1 protein-coding gene is annotated in these 18,920 nt (G+C 77.1%); it reads right to left on the bottom strand.

Features of this window, described 5'->3' with window-relative positions; translation table 11 throughout:
• Nucleotides 1-21: 21 nt before the first annotated feature.
• Nucleotides 22-18,903, bottom strand: a complete 18,882-nt coding sequence (locus ACIQVI_RS03955) for an SDR family NAD(P)-dependent oxidoreductase (RefSeq protein WP_403590687.1) — start codon at nucleotides 18,901-18,903, stop codon at nucleotides 22-24.
• Nucleotides 18,904-18,920: the final 17 nt, after the last annotated feature.

Here is an 18,920-nt window from a genome sequence, read left to right as displayed (position 1 = left end):
TCTCCGAAGCTCGGTCGGTGCTCAGTCGTTCAGTTCTCGGTCCAGCAGCCCGAAGAGCTCATCATCGGAAGCTGAATCCATTCCAAAGGCGGTCGCCGGGTCGCCGTCGTCCGGGCCGGTGAGGCGGCCCAGGGCGGACTTGAGGGCCCGGACGAGTCCGGCGCGCCGGTCGTCCTCGGTGCCGAGGCCGGACGCCGCGGCCACCCAGCCGCCCAGCGCGTCCGCGTCGAACACCGTCCGTTCCCCGGCGGCGCGTTCCAGCAGGTGGGCGGTGAGGTCCCGGACGGTGGGGTGGTCGAAGAGGACGGTGGCCGGGAGCCGTGTGCCGGCCTCCGTACCGAGCCGGTTGCGCAGCTCGATCGCGGTCAGGGAGTCGAGCCCCAGGTCGAACAGGCCCCGGTCGTCGGGGACGCGGACGCTCCCGGGCAGGCCGAGCACCTCGGTGACGCACGCCCTGACGACGCCGAGGACGAGGACGCGCGCGGCCTCGGGCGCGAGGTCCGCGACCCGTTCGGCGAGCGGGACGACCGCCGGGCCGCGCCCGGCCGCCGTCGTGCGCCGCGCGGGGACGAGGTCGGCGAGCAGCGGGGGCGGGCCTCCGGGCCGGCGCGCGAGGGCCGCCGTGTCGAACCGCGCCGGGACGAGCAGGGCGGGCGCCTTGTCCCCGAGGGCGAGCGCGGCGTCGAGCAGGTCGAGGCCCTCGGCGGTCGACAGGGGGCGGATGCCGAGCCGGTCGATCCTGGCCCGGGCGGCGGTGTCGAGCGAGCCCGCCATCCCGGACGTGTCGTCGGTCTCCCACAGGCCCCAGGCCAGCGAGGTGCCGGGGAGCCCGGCCGAGGTCCGGCGCTGGGCGAGGGCGTCCAGGTGGGCGTTGGCGGCGGCGTAGCCGGCCTGGCCCGCGTTGCCGAGGACGCCGGCGACGGAGGAGAACAGCACGAACGCGGCGAGGGGCAGTCCCTCGGTGGCGCGGTGGAGGTGCGCGGCCGCGTCGGCCTTGGGCCGCAGGACGCGGTCGAGGCGCTCGTCGGTCAGGTTGGCGAGGACGGCGTCGTCGAGCGTGCCCGCCGCGTGGAACACCCCGGTGAGCGGGCGGGCGGGATCGACGCTCGCGACCAGCCGGTCGACCGCCGCCGCGTCGGCGAGGTCGCACGCCTCGGCGCGGACCTCGACGGTCCCGTTCCCGGCGGTGCGCAGTTCCTCGGCGAGGGCGCGCAGGACGGGGTCGGCGTCGCCGCGCCGGCTCGCGAGGAGCAGGCCGCGGACGCCGTGCCGGGCGGCGAGGTGGCGGGCGACGGCCGAGCCGAGGGCGCCGCCCGCCCCGGTGACGAGCACGGTGCCGTCGCCGAACGCGGGCGCGGTGCCCAAGGGCTGGGTGACGGGGGCGAGCCGGGGCCGGTGGGCGGTGCCGCGCCGGAGGGCCGTCTGGTCGGCCCCGGCGGCGATCGCGCGGGGCAGTACGGCGGTGGAGTCGGCGTGGCCGTCGGTGTCGACGAGGGCGATCCGGCCGGGGTGTTCGTGCAGGGCCGAGCGGACGAGCCCCCAGAGCGAGGCCTGGGCGAGTCCGGTGACGGCGTCGGCCGGGTCGGCCGCGACGGCGTCCCGGGTCAGGACGACCAGACGGGTGTGCTCGGGCAGGGCGAGGATCAGCTCGCGCACCGCGCCCAGGTTGGCGCGCACGTCGTCGTGCGCGGCGACGGCGACCACGGTGTCCTCGGTGCCGTCGGGCGCGGCCACCACCGGGAACGGCAGTTCCCCGGCGGCGTCCGGGTCGCCCAGGACGAGGGCGACCGTGCGGTCCGCCGGTCCCTCGGGGTCGAGCGGGACCGGCCGCCAGACGACCTCGTGCAGCGGGACGCCGCCTTCCCGCCGGCCGGCGCCCAGCGCGGACACCGGGACCGGGCGGAGCCGGACCTCGTCGACGCCGAGCACGGGCCGGCCCAGGTCGTCGGTGACGTCCAGGGCGAAGGCCGCGTCGCCGAGGCGGCGGATCCGGGAGCGCAGCGGCCCGGACGGCTCGGCGTACGCGCGGATCCCGTGCCAGCTGTACGGCACGTTCACGGCGTCGCGGTCGTCGCCGTCGGTCCCGTCGGTGCGGCGCGGTTCGTCCGCGATCCACGGGTGGAGGGCGGCGTCGAGCAGGCCCGCGGCGAGGGGGTCGCCGGTGTCCACGTCCGCGTAGAGGGCGTCCCCGTCGGACCACAGGGCGCGCAGCCCACGGAAAGCGGGCCCGTAGTCGTATCCGCGTGCGGCGAACTCCTCGTACACGTCCCCGAGTTCGACGGGTCGCGCGCCGCGTGGTCGGTCGCCGGTCCAGGCTTCCGGGACGGCGTCCCCGGCGTCTCCCGTGCCGAGGAGGGCTTCCGCGTGGAGGGTCCAGGGCGCGTCTCCGGTCCTGGCGTGGACGCGGACGGCGTCCTCGGCCACGGTGACGCGCAGCCGGGTCTCGGTGTCGGGGCCGATGACGAGCGGGGCGTGCAGGGTGAGTTCGGCGAGGCCGTCCGCGTCGTGCCGCCGCGCGAGCCGGGTCAGCAGGTCGACGAGGGCGGCGGCGGGCAGCAGCGGCGAGCCGTGCAGGGCGTGGTCGGCGAGCCACGGCTGCCTGCGGTGCGACAGGACGCCGGTGTACGCGGTCCGGCCGCCGTCGGGGTCGGTGAGCGCGGCGGACAGCAGCGGGTGGCCGGGGTCGTCCGCGCCGATGCCCGTCGCGGTGCCGTCGCCGCCGGCCGGGGGCAGCAGCCACAGGCGTTCCCGGGCGAACGGGTACGTCGGGAGCGGGACGGTCACGGCGTCGGGGCCGAGCAGGGCGCGCCAGTCCCAGGCGACGCCGGCCACGTGGGCGGCGGCCACGAAGGTCCAGAGCGCCGTGAGGTCGTCCTTCCGCCGGTCCAGGGACGGCACGGCCACGGCGGGGCCGAGGTCGGACTGTCCGGCCGCCGCCGTGAGGGCGGCGTCCGGGCCGAGCTCCAGGAAGCGGGTGGCGCCGAGGGCGCGCAGCCGGTCGAGGGCCTCGGCGAAGCGGACGGTGCCGCGCACCTGGTCGGCCCAGTGCGCCGGGGAGCCGAGGACATCGGCCCCGGCCTCGCGCGCGGTGAGCGTGGAGACCACGGTGGCGGCGGGTTCCGTGGCGGCCAGGGCGGCCAGCCGGTCCCGGAGGGCGTCGAGCATCGGCTCCATCCGGGCGGAGTGGAAGGCGTGGCTGACCGTCAGCCGCTTGGTGCGGTGGCCGCGTCCGGCGAGGAGTTCGGTGAGCGCGGTGACGGGTTCGGCGTCGCCGGAGAGGACGACGGAGCCGGGCGCGTTGACGGCGGCGAGGTCCACCCGCAGGCCGGTCTCCGCCAGGGCGGCCTCGACCGTGGCGGGATCCGCCTGGACCGCGGCCATCAGGCCGCCCTCGGGCAGTTCGCCCATGAGCCGGCCCCGGTGGACGACCAGGTGGGCGGCGGCGTCGAGGCTCAGCGCCCCGGCCGCGTGGGCCGCCGCGATCTCGCCGACGGAGTGGCCGGCGACGAGCGGCGCGGCCAGGCCCCAGGAGGCGAGCAGCCGGTACAGGGCGACCTCGACCGCGAACAGGGCGGGCTGGGTGTTCTCCGTACGGTCCAGGTCCAGGTCCAGGTCCGATCCGGGCACGGAGTCGGTGTCGGCGGTGTCGGTGTCGGTGTCGGTGGTGTCCGCACCGGCGGTGTCGGGTCCCGTGACGAGGGCGGCGACGTCGGGGCCGCCCGCGCGGCGCACCGCCTCGGCGGCCTCGTCGAAGGCTCGCGCGTAGGCGGGGAACGCCGCGTGGAGCGCGGTGCCCATGCCGACCCGCTGGCTGCCCTGGCCGGTGAAGAGCAGGGCGGTCTCGCCCCGCACCGGGGTCCCGGTGACGACGAGGGGGAAGCCCGCGGGCTCCGGCTTCGTGCCCGCCGCGAGGTGGTCGAGTCCGGCGAGGAGTTCGGTCAGGTCGCGGCCGAGTACGACGGCCCGGTGCTCGAAGGCGGTCCGGGTGGTCGCCAGGGAGAGCGCCACGTCGGCGGGGCGCGGGGCCGGCCCGTCCAGGACGCGCCGGCGCAGCCGTACGGCCTGTTCCCGCAGCCCCTCCTCGGTGCGGGCGCTGAGCGCCCAGGGCACGACGCGCGGGGCGGCGCCGTCCGCCGGGGCTTCGGCGGCGGGCGGCGGGGCGGGGTCCTCGCCCTGCTCCAGGATCACGTGGGCGTTGGTGCCGCCGATGCCGAACGAGGAGACGGCGGCGCGGCGCGGTCCGTCGCCCCCGGGCCACGGGGTGGAGCGGGTGGGGACCCGTACCTCGCCCTCGGTCCAGTCGACGTGCTCGTTCAGCCGCTCCAGGTGGAGCGTGCCGGGGACCTGGCCGTGCCGCATGGCGAGGACCGACTTGATGATCCCGGCGACGCCTGCCGCGGCCTGCGTGTGGCCGAGGTTGGACTTCACGGAGCCCATGAGGAGGGGGCCGTTCCCGGCGCGTTCGCGGCCGTAGGTGCGCAGGACGGCGCCCGCTTCCACGGGGTCGCCGAGCCGGGTGCCGGTGCCGTGCGCCTCCAGGACGTGGACGTCGCCGGGGCGCAGTCCCGCGGAGGCCAGGGCGCTGCGGATGACGCGCTCCTGGGCGGGGCCGTTGGGGGCGGTGAGCCCGTTGCTGGCGCCGTCCTGGTTGACGGCGGAGCCGCGCAGGACGGCGTGGACGCGGTGGCCGGCGCGGCGGGCGTCCGACAGGCGTTCCAGGACGAGGAGGCCGGCGCCCTCGGCCCAGGCGGTGCCGTCGGCCTCGGCCGAGAAGGGCTTGCAGCGGCCGTCGGGGGCGAGCCCGCGCTGACGGCTGAACTCGACGAAGGTGGCGGGGCTGGCCATCACGGTCGCGCCGCCCGCGAGGGCGAGCGAGCACTCGCCGAGCCGCAGGGCCTGGGCGGCCTGGTGGACGGCGACGAGCGAGGAGGAGCAGGCCGTGTCGACGGTCACCGCGGGCCCCTGGAGGCCCAGGGTGTACGAGACGCGGCCGGAGGCGACGCTGCCCGCGCTGCCGCTGACGAGGTAGCCCTCCAGGTCGGCGGCGGCGCCCCGGTGCTGGTGGACCCGGGCGCCGTAGTCCGCGTACATGACGCCGACGAACACGCCGCTGTCGGTGCCGCGCAGGCTCGCGGGGTCGATGCCCGCGTCCTCGGCCGCCTCCCAGGCGGTCTGGAGCAGCAGGCGTTGCTGCGGGTCGACGGCCAGGGCCTCGCGGTGGCTGATGCCGAAGAACGCGGGGTCGAACTCGGCGGCGTCGTGCAGGAAGCCGCCGTGCCGGGTGGAGGAGGTGCCGGGGTGGTCGGGGTCGGGGTCGAAGAGGTCGGGGTCCCAGCCCCGGTCGTCCGGGAACTCGGTGATGGCGTCGGTGCCGGAGGCGAGCAGCTCCCACAGTTCGGCGGGGGTGCGGACGCCGCCGGGGAAGCGGCAGGCCATGCCGACGATCGCGATGGGGTCGTCGTCCGGGACGGCGGCGGGCACCGGTTCCGGGTCGGCGCCCGGGGCGTCCGGGGCGTCGGCCGGGTCCGTCAGGAGGGCGGTGGCGTGGCCGATCAGGGCGGCCGGTGTGGGGTGGTCGAAGACGACGGTGCCGGGCAGCCGGACGCCGAGGCCGGTGGTGAGCCGGTTGCGCAGTTCGACAGCGGTGAGGGAGTCGAAGCCGAGGTCGGTGAAGGGGCGGTCGGGGTCGAGGGCGGTATCCGGCGCGTGTCCGAGCACCTCGGCGACGGCGTCGAGCACGATCCGGGCCACGCCGGCTCCGGCGGCCCGCGCGCCCGGGTCGGCGTCCCGGGCCTGCGGCCGGGGGGCGGCGGGGAGCGGGCGCGGTCCGGTCGCGCGGGCGTCGAGCGCGGCGGCCGTCACCACGGGCGGGTCCGCGCGCAGGGCGCGGTCGAGCAGCGCGAGCGCGTCGGTGACGGGCAGGGGCCTGATCCCGGCGCGTGCCAGGCGGGTGACGTCCCGTGCGCCGAGGTCCCCGGCGAGGCCGCCGTCGGCGTCCCACAGGCCCCAGTGGACGGTGAGCGCCGTCCGGCCGGCGCGCCGCCGTCCGTGCGCGACGGCGTCGAGCGCGGCGTTGGCGGCGCCGTAGCCGCTCTGGCCCGCGGTGCCGAGGACTCCGGCGACCGATCCGAAGAGCACGAAGGCGTCGAGTCCGGCGTCGCCGGTGAGTTCGTCGAGGTGGCGGGCGGCGAGCGCCTTCGGCGCGAACACGCGGCGCAGCGCCTCGGGGGTGAGCCGTTCGGCGACGGCGTCCTCGGCGATCCCGGCGGTGTGCACGACGGCGGACAGCGGGGCGTCGAGTCCGGCGAGCAGGGCCGCGAGCGCGTCGCGGTCGGCGGTGTCGCAGGCCCGGACCTCGGCCCGCGCGCCGAGCGCGGCCAGTTCGGCGACGGCCGCGTCCGCGTCCGGGTGCTCGGGGCCGCGCCGGGAGACGAGGAGCAGGCTGCGGGCCCCGTAGCGGGTGACCAGGTGGCGGGCGGTGGCCCGGCCGAGCGCCCCGGTCCCTCCCGTGACGAGGACGGTGCCGCCTGCGGCGGTGCGCGGCCAGGGGGCCGGTGCGGCGTCCGGGGCGTCGGGCACGGGCGTCAGGCGGGAAACGTACGGGACGCCGTCGCGGACAGCGGCCTGCGGCAGCCGGGCCGCGACGGCGGCGAGCAGGGCGTCGTCGTGGCTTCCGTCGGTGTCGACCAGGGTGAACCGGCCGGGGTGTTCGGCCTGGGCAGCGCGGACGAGGCCCCATATGGCGGCCGTCCCGGCGCGGGCGGGTTCGCCGTCGGTGACGGCGAGGCCCCGGGTGAGGAGGACCAGCGGGCCCCCGGCGTCCGTGGCGAGCCGCTCGGCGACGGCGGCCCGTGCCGCGTCGGCGGCGGCGAGCGGGTCGTCGCCGTCCGGCGTCGCGCCGACGGCGAGTAGGTCGACGGCAGGCGCGTCGAGGACGAGCACGTCGACGGCGGGCGCGTCGGGAGTGCCGGACGGGACGGGAAGCGGTCCGGCCGGTTCCCACGCCGTCCGGTACAGGTCGGATCCGGTGGGCAGCGGGCGCAGCGTCAGGCGTTCCACGGTGAGGACGGGCCGGCCGTCCGGGGTGGTCAGGTCGAGCCGGTGGGCGCCGGGCCCCACGGGCGTCAGGCGGGCCGTCGCCCGGGAGGCGCCGCGCTCGTGCAGCCGGACGCCGTCGAGGGCGTACGGGACGAGCCGGGGGCCGTCGGGCGCGTGCAGCGGCAGGACGTGCAGGGCCGCGTCGAGCAGCGCCGGGTGGATCCCGAAGGAGCCGGCGGCGCCGTGGAGGGCTGCCGGGAGTTCGGCTTCGGCCCGCAGCGCGCCGGTGGGATCGCGGTGGGCGGCGGCCAGGCCCTGGAAGGCGGGGCCGTAGCCGTAGCCGGCGTCGTCGAGCAGCCGGTAGGTCGCGGCGCGGTCGCCCGTGTCGATCCGCTCTCCGGCGGGCGCGTCCGGGTCGATCCGGTCTCCGGCGGGGACGGGGTCGTCGGTGAGCCGGGCGGTGGCGTACGCGGTCCACGTCCCGTCGGCGGCCCTGGCCCGTACGGTGAGCTCTCCGGCGGCGTCGACGGCGACTTGGAGCGGTGCGTCGGCGGCGGGGTCGAGCTCCAGCGGGGACCGGACGAGGAAGTCGCGGAGCGTGGGCAGGCCGAGGGCGCGGCCGGCCGCCAGGGCGAGTTCGGCGAGCACCGCCGCGGGGACCAGGGTCCGGCCGTCGATCCGGTGCTCGGCCAGCCAAGGCCGCCGCCTCGGTGACAACGAACCGGTGAACAGCGTTCCCCCGTCCGGCAGTTCGACCGCTCCGGCGAGGAGCGGATGCCGGGCGTCGTCGAGGCCGTACGCGTCGGCGCCGCCGTTCTCCTCGGGCGCGTCGAGCCAGTAGCGGCGGGTCTCGAAGGGGTACGAGGGGAGGTCGACGATCCCGGCGCCGGGAAGGTCCGGTACGAGGTCGACGCCGACGCCCGCGACGTGCAGGCGGCCCAGCGCGGCCCGTACGGTGGCGTGCTCGGGGGCGCCGGGGCGCAGCAGGGGCACGGCCACGACGCGGTCCGCCCCGGCTTCCTGGGCGAGGGCGGTCAGGGTGCCGTCGGGGCCGAGTTCCGCGAACCGGGTCACGCCGAGTGCGGTGGCGGTGCGGACGGCGTCGGCGAACCGCACGGGGCGCCGGATCTGGCGCACCCAGTAGTCGGGGGCGGTCAGTTCGAGCGGGTCGGCGGCCTCGCCGGTGACGGTGGAGACGACCGGGATGCGCGGGGCGGAGAAGGAGAGCGCGGTGACGGCGGCGCGGAACTCGTCGAGGACGTCGTCCATGTGCGCCGAGTGGAAGGCGTGGCCGACCTTGAGCCGGGTCGCCTTGCGCCCGGTCTTCTTCCAGTGCCGGACGAGCCGGTCGACGGCGTCGGCGTCGCCGGACAGGACGACGGACTCCGGTCCGTTGACGGCGGCGAGCCCGACCGCGCCGTCCGAGGCGGCGACGAGCCCGGCCGCCTGCTCCTCCGTCGCGGCGAAGGCGGCCATGGCCCCGCCCTCCCGGGCGGACTGCATGAGCCGGCCGCGCGCGGCCACGAGGGCGGCCGCGTCGGGCAGGTCGAGCACTCCGGCGACGTGCGCGGCGGCGAGTTCGCCGACCGAGTGGCCGATGAGGAAGTCCGGTCGCAGGCCGTGGGACTCGGCGAGCCGGAAGAGCGCGACCTCGACGGCGAACAGCGCGGGCTGGGCGTGGCGCGTCTCCCGCAGCGCCTCCCCGTCCCCTCCGGTGACCAGGTCGCGCAGGGCGACGCCGAGCAGCGGGTCGAGGTGGGCGGCGACGGCGTCGAACGCGGCGGCGTACACCGGGGAGGCGGCGAGCAGTTCGGCGCCCATGCCGACGCGCTGGGAGCCCTGCCCGGAGAAGAGGAACGCGAGCCGGCTGTCGGGCTCGGCGCGGCCGGTGACCGCCCCGGGGTGCCGCCGGCCGTCCCGTACGGCCGCGAGCGCGGCCAGGACGTCTCCGTCCGCGTCCACGACGGCCCGGTGGTCGAACCGGGTCCGGCGGGCGAGCGTGTGGACGACGTCGACCGCTCGCGGCGCGGTGTCCCGCGCGAGGACGTCGTGCAGCGCGGCGGCCTGGGCGCGCAGCGCGGTCTCGGTCCGCGCGCTCAGGACGAGCGGCGCGGCGGGGACGGAGTCGGGATCGACCAATCCGGCGTTCTCGGGGGCCTGTTCGAGGATGACGTGGCTGTTGGTGCCGCTGATCCCGAAGGAGGAGACTCCGGCCCGGCGAGGGCGGCCACGATCGGGCCACGCTTCCTGGTTCCCCAGCAGCCGGACCCCAGAGCCTTCCCACTCCACGAACGGCGACGGCTCCTGCGCGTGCAGGGTCTTGGGCAGGACCCCGGCCCGCAACGCCATCACGGTCTTGATCACACCACCCACACCGGCAGCGGCCTGAGCGTGCCCGATGTTGGACTTCAACGACCCCAGCAGCAGGGGAACTTCGCGCTCTCCGCCGTACGCGGAGATCAAGGCCTGCGCCTCGATCGGATCACCCAACCGCGTCCCCGTCCCGTGCGCCTCCACCGCGTCCACGTCCGACGGAGCCAGACCCGCGTCCGCCAGCGCCCGGCCGATCACCTCTTCCTGTGCGCGCCCGTTCGGTGCCGTCAGACCGTTCGACGCACCGTCCTGATTCACCGCCGAACCCGCCACCACGGCGAGCACCCGATGACCCTCGCGCCGCGCCTTCGACAAGCGCTCGACGACGAGGATTCCCGCTCCCTCCGCCCAGCCGGTGCCGTCGGCGTCCGCGCCGAAGGCGCGGCACCGGCCGTCGGCGGACAGGCCGCGCTGCCGGGAGAACTCCACGAAGGTCCCCGGCGTGGCCATGACGGCGACGCCTCCGGCGAGCGCGGTCGAGCACTCGCCGGACCGCACCGCCCGGACCGCCAGGTCCAGCGCCACCAGCGACGACGAGCACGCCGTGTCCACCGTCAGCGCAGGCCCCCGCAGACCGAGCACGTACGCGATCCGGCCCGAGGCCACGCTGGACTGGTTGCCCGCCAGGAGCAGGCCCTCGACGTCCTCGGGGGCCGTGCGCAGACGGGCCGCGTAGTCGTCGTACATGGCGCCGATGAAGACGCCGGTGTCGGAGTCCTTGAGACCGTGCGGATCGATGCCCGCCCGCTCAAGCGCCTCCCAGGTGATCTGGAGCAGCAGCCGCTGCTGCGGGTCGGTGGCCAGCGCCTCGCGCGGGCTCATCCCGAAGAAGTCGGCGTCGAACTCGGCGGCGTCGTACAGGAATCCGCCGCGCCGGGTGTACGTGGTGCCCTTGTGGTCGGGATCGGGGTCGTACAGCTTCTCCAGGTCCCAGCCCCGGTCCTCGGGGAAGCCGCCGGTCGCGTCGACGCCGTCGGCGACCAGGCGCCACAGGTCCTCCGGCGAGGCCACGCCTCCCGGGAACCGGCAGCCCATCCCCACGACAACCACCGGATCGTCCACGTCCCGCTCCCTGACCACGGCCACGGCTTCCGCCGGGGCGTCGGCGGTGAGCGAGTCGTGCAGGTGGCCGGCGAGTCCGGCGATCGTGGGGTACTCGAAGACGACGGTGGCGGGCAGGGCGAGGCCGGTGAGCCGGCCGAGCCGGTTGCGGAGTTCGACGGCGGTCAGCGAGTCGAAGCCGAGGTCCTTGAAGGGCCGGTCCGCTCCGATGCCGTCGCCCTCGTCGTGTCCGAGGACGAGCGCCGCCTGTTCGCGCAGCAGGGCGGTGACCGTGCGCAGCCGCTCGTGGTCCGGGACGGCGGCGAGCCGGTCGGCCCACGCGCCGCCGCCGGTCCCGGCCGTGCGCCGGGCGGCGGCCGCGGGCCTACGGACCAGGGCGCCGAAGACCGGGCGGAGCCGGCCGGCCGCCGCCTCTTCGCGCAGCAGGCCCTCGTCGAGCGGGGAGACGATCGTGTGGGGCCGTTCCGCCGCGAACAGGGCGTCGAGACCGGCCTCGGTCGCGACGGGTCCCACGCCGTACCGGGCGAGCCGGGTCCGGTCGGCGGCGCCGAGGTGCCCGGTCATGGCCCCGGTCTCCTCCCACAGGCCCCACGCGAGGGAGACGGCGGGCAGGCCGAGGGCGCGGCGGTGGGCGGCGAGGGCGTCGAGGAAGGCGTTGCCCGCCGCGTAGTTCGCCTGGCCGGGCACTCCGGCGACGGCCACGGCCGAGGAGAACAGGACGAACGCGTCGAGCGGCAGATCCTCGGTGAGTTCGTGCAGCAGCCAGGCCGCGTCGACCTTGGGCCGCAGCGCGGCGGCCAGCCGCTCGGGGGTGAGTGCGGTGACGGTGGCGTCGGCGAGGACGCCGGCCGTGTGGACGACCGCGCGCAGCGGGCGGTCGGCGGGAACGTCGGCGAGCAGCCGCGCCAGGGCGTCGCGGTCCGTCACGTCGCAGGCGGCGACGGTCGCCCCGGCTCCGGCCGCGCGGAGCTCGGCGGCCAGGTCGGCCGCGCCGGGCGCGTCCGGTCCCGTACGGCTGACCAGCAGCAGGTGCGGGGGGTTCGGCCGCGTCGCGAGCCTCCGGGCGACGAGGGCGCCGAGGGCTCCCGTACCGCCCGTGACGAGCACCGTGCCGGCTCCGTCCCCTGCGGGCGGGGAGGCGGGGGCGAGGTCGTGGACGGCGAGGCGGGGCACGTGGACCCGGCCGTCGCGGAGCGCGGACTCGGGTTCGCCGTGGTCGCCCGCGAGCTGTGCGGCCGGAGCGGGCCCGTCGGTCTCGACGAGCGCGAAACGGCCGGGGTGTTCGGCGGCGGCGGTGCGCAGGAGGCCGCGTACGGGGGCGGCGGCCAGGTCCCCGGTCCTGATCACGACGTGCAGGGGGACCTCGTGCAGGTCCGGTGTGGCGATCCAGTGCTGGAGGAGGGCGAGGACGGCGGCGGTGAGCTCGTGGGCACGGGCGGGGACGGGGACGGGGGTAGGGATGGGGATGGCGCGGGGGTCCGGGTCGGTGCCGTCGGGGGTGCCGGAGCCTTCGGTGCCGGAGCCTTCGGTACTGGTGACGGGGACGAGGACGGCCGTGGGCGGGGTGGCGCGGTGCAGCAGCGCCCCGGTGTCCGGGACGGTCTCCGCGTCGGTGACGAGCGCGGTGTCCCCGAGTCCGGCGAGGACGAGGGGGGTGCCGGTGGCCGGTCCCGCGAGCGGCAGTTCGGGCCAGTCGAGGTGGTGGGCGGTGGCCCCGACCGCCGGGCGGCCGGCGAGTTCGGCGCGGTCGACCGGGCGGAAGGCCAGCGAGGCGATCTCCGCGACCGGGTTCCCGTGCGCGTCGGCCAGGTTGAGGCGGAAGCGGGTCCCGGCGAGCGGTTCGATCCGTACGCGCAGCCGGTCGGCGGTCGCGGCCGCGCCGGTGATCCGCAGTCCTTCGAACGCGAAGGGCAGCAGGGGCCGTTCCGGATCCGTGGCGTGCGTCCCGACGAGCCCGGCGACCACCGGGTGCAGGGCGGCGTCGAGCAGGGCCGGGTGGAGCGCGAAGCCCGCGCCGGGCGCGTCGCCGTCCCCGCCGGACAGGCCGGGGTCGAGTTCGGCGTGGAGCACCCCGTCGGGGGTACGGCGGGCGGCCGCGAGGCCCTGGAAGGCGGGGCCGTAGTCGTAGCCGAGGCGGAACAGGCCGGCGTAGACGTCGTCGAGGGCGACGGGCTCGGCGTCGGCGGGCGGGGACACGGGGACGGCCGGTGTCGCGGCCGGGTCGGCCGCGCGCAGGGTCGCCGAGGCGTGCAGGGTCCACGGGGCGGTGTCGTCGGGCCGCGCGTGCACGGTCAGCTCGCGCGCGCCGGTGGCGTCGGCGGGCGCGACGCGGACCTGGAGTGCCGTGGGGCGGTCCGGAGCGGGGACGAGGGGGGCGCGGACGGTCAGGTCCGCCACCGTCGGCAGGTCCACGGCGGCCCCCGCGTGGAGGGCCAGTTCCGCGAAGGCGGTGCCCGGGACGAGGACGGTGCCGAAGACGCTGTGGTCCGTGAGCCACGGCAGTGCGCGCAGGTCGATCCGGCCGGTGAACAGCGCTGTCCCGTCCGCGAGTTCGACCCGGGCGCCGAGCAGCGGGTGGGTGTCGGCGGTGAGCCCCGGCAGGGTCGCGGCGGCGGGTCCGCCGGTCGGGACGAGCCAGTGGCGGTCGGCGGCGAAGCGGTACGTCAGCGGGAGGTCCGGCGCGGTCGCGGGGACGTCCCAGGCGACGGGCGCGCCGCCGAGGTGCGCGGCGGCCAGGGAGCGCCGGAACGCGTCCGGGCCGCCGTGGTCGCGGCGCAGGGTGCCGCCGGTGAACGCGGCGACGCCGCGCCCGGCGAGGATCTCCTCGACGGCGAAGGTGAGGACGGGGTGCGGGCTGACCTCGACGAAGCGGCGGTGCCCGGAGGCGACCAGGCTGTCGACGGCGTCCTCGAACCGCACGGTCTCGCGCAGGTTCCGGTACCAGTATCCGGCGTCGAGGGCGTCCGTGGCGACGGGGCCTCCGGTCACGGCGGAGTAGAACGCGGTCCCGGCCGTGCCCGGTGTCAGACCGGCCCCGAGCTCCAGCAGGTGGTCGCGCAGCGGCTCGACGTACCGGGTGTGCGAGGCGTAGTCGACGGGGATGCGGCGGGCGCGCACCCCGCGCTCCTCGCACCAGGCCAGGAGGGCGCCGAGGGCGGTGTCGCCGCCGGCGACCACGGTGGCGCGGGGCCCGTTGCGCACGGCGATCTCCAGCTCGTCCGGGTGCTCGGCGAGCACGGGGGCGAGGGCGTCGGCGTCGAGGGCGACGGAGACCATGCCGCTGTCGCCCGCGATGCCGGTCAGGGCGCGGCTGCGCAGGGCGACGAGCTTGGCCGCGTCCGCGAGGGAGAGCGCGCCCGCGACGTACGCGGCGGCGATCTCGCCCTGGGAGTGTCCGACGACGGCGTCGGGCACGACGCCGGCCGACCGCCACAGCCCGGCGAGGGAGACCATGACGGCGAAGAGCACCGGCTGGACGACGTCGACCCGGTCGAGGCCGGGGGCGTCGGGCGCGCCGCGCAGCACGTCGAGCAGGGACCAGTCGGTGTGCGGGGCGAGCGCGTCGGCGCAGGCCTCGATCTCGGCGCGGAACACGGGGCTGGAGTCGAGGAGTTCGCGGGCCATGCCGCTCCATTGGGAGCCCTGCCCGGGGAAGACGAACACGGTCCGGCCCGTGGCCCGTTCGCCGGTGATCAGGGCGTCGTGGACCTCCCCGTCGGCGAGCGCGCGGAGCGCGGCGGCGAGCCGACCCGGGCCGCCGTTGCCGTCCCCGGCCCCGTTTCCGGCTCCGTCCCCGTTTCCGTCTCCGTTTCCGCCTCCGCCGATCGGGATCGCCGCGCCGTGGGCGTGGCGGGCGCGCCGGGCGAGGGCGGCGGCGAGCGCGTGCGCGTCGGTGTCGGGGTGGGCGTGCAGGTGGTCGGCGAGCGCGGCGGCCTGGCGGCGCAACGCGGCCGGGGTGTTGCCGGAGAGCAGGACGGGCGGGGCCGGACGGTCGACGGCGGGACCGGACTCGGCGGGGCCGACGCGTTCGCCGTCTTCCGGGGCCTGTTCGAGGATGACGTGACTGTTGGTGCCGCTGATCCCGAAAGAGGACACACCGGCCCGGCGCGGACGCCCCCGCTCGGGCCACACCACCTCCTCCCCCAGCAGCCGAACCCCGGAGCCCTCCCACTCCACGAACGGCGACGGCTCCTGCGCGTGCAGCGTCCGGGGAAGTACTCCTTCCCGCAACGCCATCACCATCTTGATCACACCGCCCACACCGGCAGCGGCCTGAGCGTGTCCGATGTTGGACTTCAACGACCCCAGCAGCAAAGGAACTTCACGGTCCCTGCCGTACGCGGAGATCAACGCCTGCGCCTCGATCGGATCGCCCAACCGCGTCCCCGTCCCGTGCGCCTCCACCGCGTCCACATCTGCCGGAGCCAGGCCCGCGTCCGCCAGCGCCCGGCCGATCACCTCCTCCTGCGCGCGCCCGTTCGGCGCCGTCAGACCGTTCGACGCACCGTCCTGATTCACCGCCGAACCCGCCACCACCGCGAGCACCCGATGACCCTCGCGCCGCGCCTTCGACAACCGCTCGACGACGAGGACGCCGACGCCCTCCGCCCAGCCGGTGCCGCCGGCTCCGGACGCGAAGGCACGGCACCGGCCGTCCGGTGACAGACCGCGCTGTCGGGAAAACTCCACGAACATCCCGGGCGACGCCATGACGGCGACGCCTCCGGCGAGGGCCGTCGAGCACTCCCCCGAGCGCACCGCCCGGACCGCCAGGTCCAGCGCCACCAGCGACGACGAGCACGCCGTGTCCACCGTCAGCGCCGGGCCCCGCAGACCGAGCACGTACGCGATCCGGCCCGACGCCACGCTGATGGTGGAGCCGGTGAGGAGGTAGCCGTCGGAGCCCGCGCCGCCCTCGTGGAGCCGGGGCGCGTAGTCGGAGGCGGTCGCCCCGATGAAGACGCCGGTGTCGGAGTCCTTGAGACCGTGCGGATCGATGCCCGCCCGCTCCAGGGCCTCCCAGGAGGTCTGGAGCAGCAGCCGCTGCTGCGGGTCGAGGGCGAGCGCCTCGCGCGGGCTGATGCCGAAGAACTCGGCGTCGAACTCGGCGACCGTGTCGAGGAACCCGCCGTGCCGGGTGATGGACGTGCCGGGGCGGTCGGGGTCGTCCGCGAAGAGGGAGTCGAGGTTCCAGCCCCGGTCGGTGGGGAACGGGCCGATGGCGTCGACGCCGTCGGCGACCAGGCGCCACAGGTCCTCCGGCGAGGCCACGCCCCCCGGGAACCGGCAGCCCATCCCCACGATGACCACCGGATCGTCCACGTCCCGCTCCCGGACCACGGCCACGGACTTCTCCGGGGCGTCGGCGCGGAGCAGGTCGAGCAGGGCCTCGGTCGTCGGGTGGGCGAACAGGGTCGCGGCGGGCAGGTCCGTGCCCAGGACGGCGCTGAGCCGGTCGCGGAGCTCGACCAGGCCGAGCGAGTCGATGCCGAGGTCCTTGAAGGTGGCGGTGCGGTCGAGGCGCGCCGGGTCGGCGAAGCCGAGCACGGCGGCGACCTCGTCGACGACCCGCTGTTCGAGCAGGGAGTCGGCGGCGGCTCCGGACGGTGGCGTGGGCGCCGGCTCCGGTACGGGGAGCACCTGTGCGGGGGCCGCGACCTCCGGGCCGACCTCCGGACCGGCGTCGAGCCAGTAACGCTCCCGCTGGAAGGGGTACGTGGGCAGTTCGGGGCGGGGGCCGCCGGGCGGGGCCACGGCGTTCCAGTCCGGGGTGGCCCCGGCGGTGAAGAGCCGTCCGAGGGCGGCGGCGGGCTCGCCGTCCTTGCCGAGGACGGGGACGTACGTCGCCGCGCGGCCGGTGATCTCCCGGCCGAGGGCGCTGAGCGTCGTCCCGGGGCCCGCCTCCAGGAGGACGGTCGCGCCGAGGGCGGTCAGCCGGCGGACGGCCGCGTCGTACCGGACCGGTCTGCGCGCGTGCTCCACCCAGTAGTCGGCGTCCGTGGTGGTGACGAGGTCGCCGGTCACCGTGGAGACGAAGGGGATGCGGGCGGGCCGGAAGTCGATCCCGGCCAGGGTGCGGCGGAACTCGTCCGCCATCGGGTCCATGAGCGGCGAGTGGAAGGCGTGGCTGACGTCGAGCCTGCGGTGGCGCAGGCCGCGTTCGGCCGCGCGCGCGGCGATCTCGTCGAGGGCGGCGGTCTCGCCCGAGAGGACCACCGACGCGGGGCCGTTGACGGCGGCGATCGTGACGGTCCCGGCGGTGTGCGCGAACAGCGCGGCGGCGTCCTCCTCGGTGGCGCCGACCGCGAGCATCCCGCCGCCCTCGGGGAGCGCGTCCATCAGCCTTCCGCGTACGGCGATGAGTTCGGCGGCGTGGCTCAGGTCGAGGACGTCCGCGACGTGCGCGGCGGCGACCTCGCCGATCGAGTGGCCGGCGACGAAGGCGGGTGCGAGGCCCACCGAGGCCAGCCAGCGGAGGGTCGCGACCTCGACGGCGAACAGGGCGGGCTGGGTGAAGGCGGTGCGGCCGAGGAGGGCCGCCTCCTCCGTGCCCGGTTCCGCCCAGATCACGTCCTCGATGCGGCGCGGGAGGTGCGGGGCGAGCGCCTCGGCGGCCTCGTCGAACGCGGCCCGCCAGACCGGGGACTCGGCGTGGGCGCGGCGGCCCATGCCGAGCCGCTGGCTGCCCTGGCCGGGGAAGAGGACGGCCGGGCCCGTGGCGGCGGATCCGGCGTCCGGCGCGGCGGTGGTGCCGGTGACGACGCCCGTGGAGGCGCGTCCGGCGGCGAGCGCGGCGAGCCCGGCGCGGACGTCTCCGGTGACGGCGGCCCGGTGTTCGAAGGCGGTACGGGTGGTGGCGAGGGCACGGGCCAGGCCGGGCGGCACGCCTCCTTCGCGGTCGATCAGCGCGGCGGTCCGGGCGGCCTGTTCGCGCAGCGCGGCCGGGGTGCGGGCGCTGAGCACCAGCGGCAGGACCGGCGCGGCGTCGGACGCCTCCGAGGTGTCGGGCGCCCCCGGGGCAACGGTCCCCCGGGCCTCCGTACCAGTGGCGGCGGGTGCCCCCGTCGGTACGGTCGTCCCGTCGGCCGGTGCCGGTGGTTCGGCGACCACGACGTGGCAGTTGGTGCCGCCCATGCCGAAGGAGCTGACGCCCGCGAGGAGCCGTTCGTCGGCGCGCGGCCAGGCGCCGGGCTCGGTGCGGACGGCGAGGCGCAGCCCGTCCAGGTCGATGTCGGGGTGGGGTTCGGCGTGGTTGAGGGTGGCGGGCAGTTCGCGGCGCGCGACCCCGAGGACCGTCTTGAGCAGTCCCGCGATGCCGGCCGCGCCCTCCAGGTGGCCGATGTTGGTCTTGACCGAGCCGACCTCCAGGACCGGCCGGTCTTCGGCGCCGTCCCGCGCGAGGCCGAGGCCCCGGGCCTCCAGCGGGTCGCCCACGGGGGTCCCGGTGCCGTGGAGTTCGACGTACTGGAGTTCCTCGGGCGCCACCCCGGCGGCGGCGCAGGCGCGCCGGACCACGTCGGCCTGCGCCTCGGGGCTGGGCACGGTGAGGCCGTCGGTCGTGCCGTCGTTGTTGACGGCGCTCCCGAGGAGGACGGCGTGGACGCGGTCGCCGTCCGCGAGGGCGGCGTCGAGCGGTTTGAGCAGGACGAGTCCGGCGCCCTCGCCGCGCACGTAGCCGTTGGCGCGGCGGTCGAAGGTGTAGCAGTGGCCGTCCGGCGAGAGGCCGCCGAAGCGGGCGACGGCCGCGGTGGAGGCGGGGTCCACGATCAGGTTGACGCCGCCGGCGAGGGCGAGCGCCGACTCGCCGCGCCGCAGGCTCTCGCAGGCGAGGTGGACGGCGACGAGGGAGGAGGACTGCGCGGTGTCGACTGCGATGCTGGGTCCGCGCAGCCCGAGCGCGTAGGAGACGCGGTTGGCGAGGATGCCCCGGGTGGTGCCGGTCAGGGTGTGGCGGCCGGGCCCGGTGCGGCGGGCGAGGGCGGCGTACTCGTCGGCGAGCGAGCCGACGAAGACGCCGGTGGCGGTGGAGCGCAGCGCGGCGGGCAGGACGCCGGCGTGTTCCAGGGCCTCCCAGGCCAGTTCGAGGACGAGGCGCTGCTGCGGGTCCATGGCGGTCGCCTCGCGCGGCGAGATGCCGAAGAAGGCGGGGTCGAAGCCGTCGACGGCCTCCAGGTACCCGCCGTACCGGATGCCGGGGTGGCCGCCCGCCAGCTCGGTGACGGAGCCCGGTCCGGACGCCGGTCCCGCGCGGTCCTCGGGCACGTCCCGGACGGCGCTGCGTCCTTCGCGCAGGAGCCGCCAGAAGGCCTCGGGGTCGGGGGCCCCGGGCATCCGGCAGGCCAGGCCGATCACCGCGATCGGGGCGACCGGCCCGGCCGGGGCGGTCGTGGCCCGCGGGGCTTCCTGCGTGTCGTTGCCCTTGCCGCTCAACTACAGCCTCACTCTCG

Source organism: Streptomyces sp. NPDC098101 (assembly GCF_044760185.1).
GTDB lineage: Bacteria > Actinomycetota > Actinomycetes > Streptomycetales > Streptomycetaceae > Streptomyces.
Note: the sequence above shows the minus strand (reverse complement) of the source record. Positions and strands in the feature narration are given on the sequence as shown.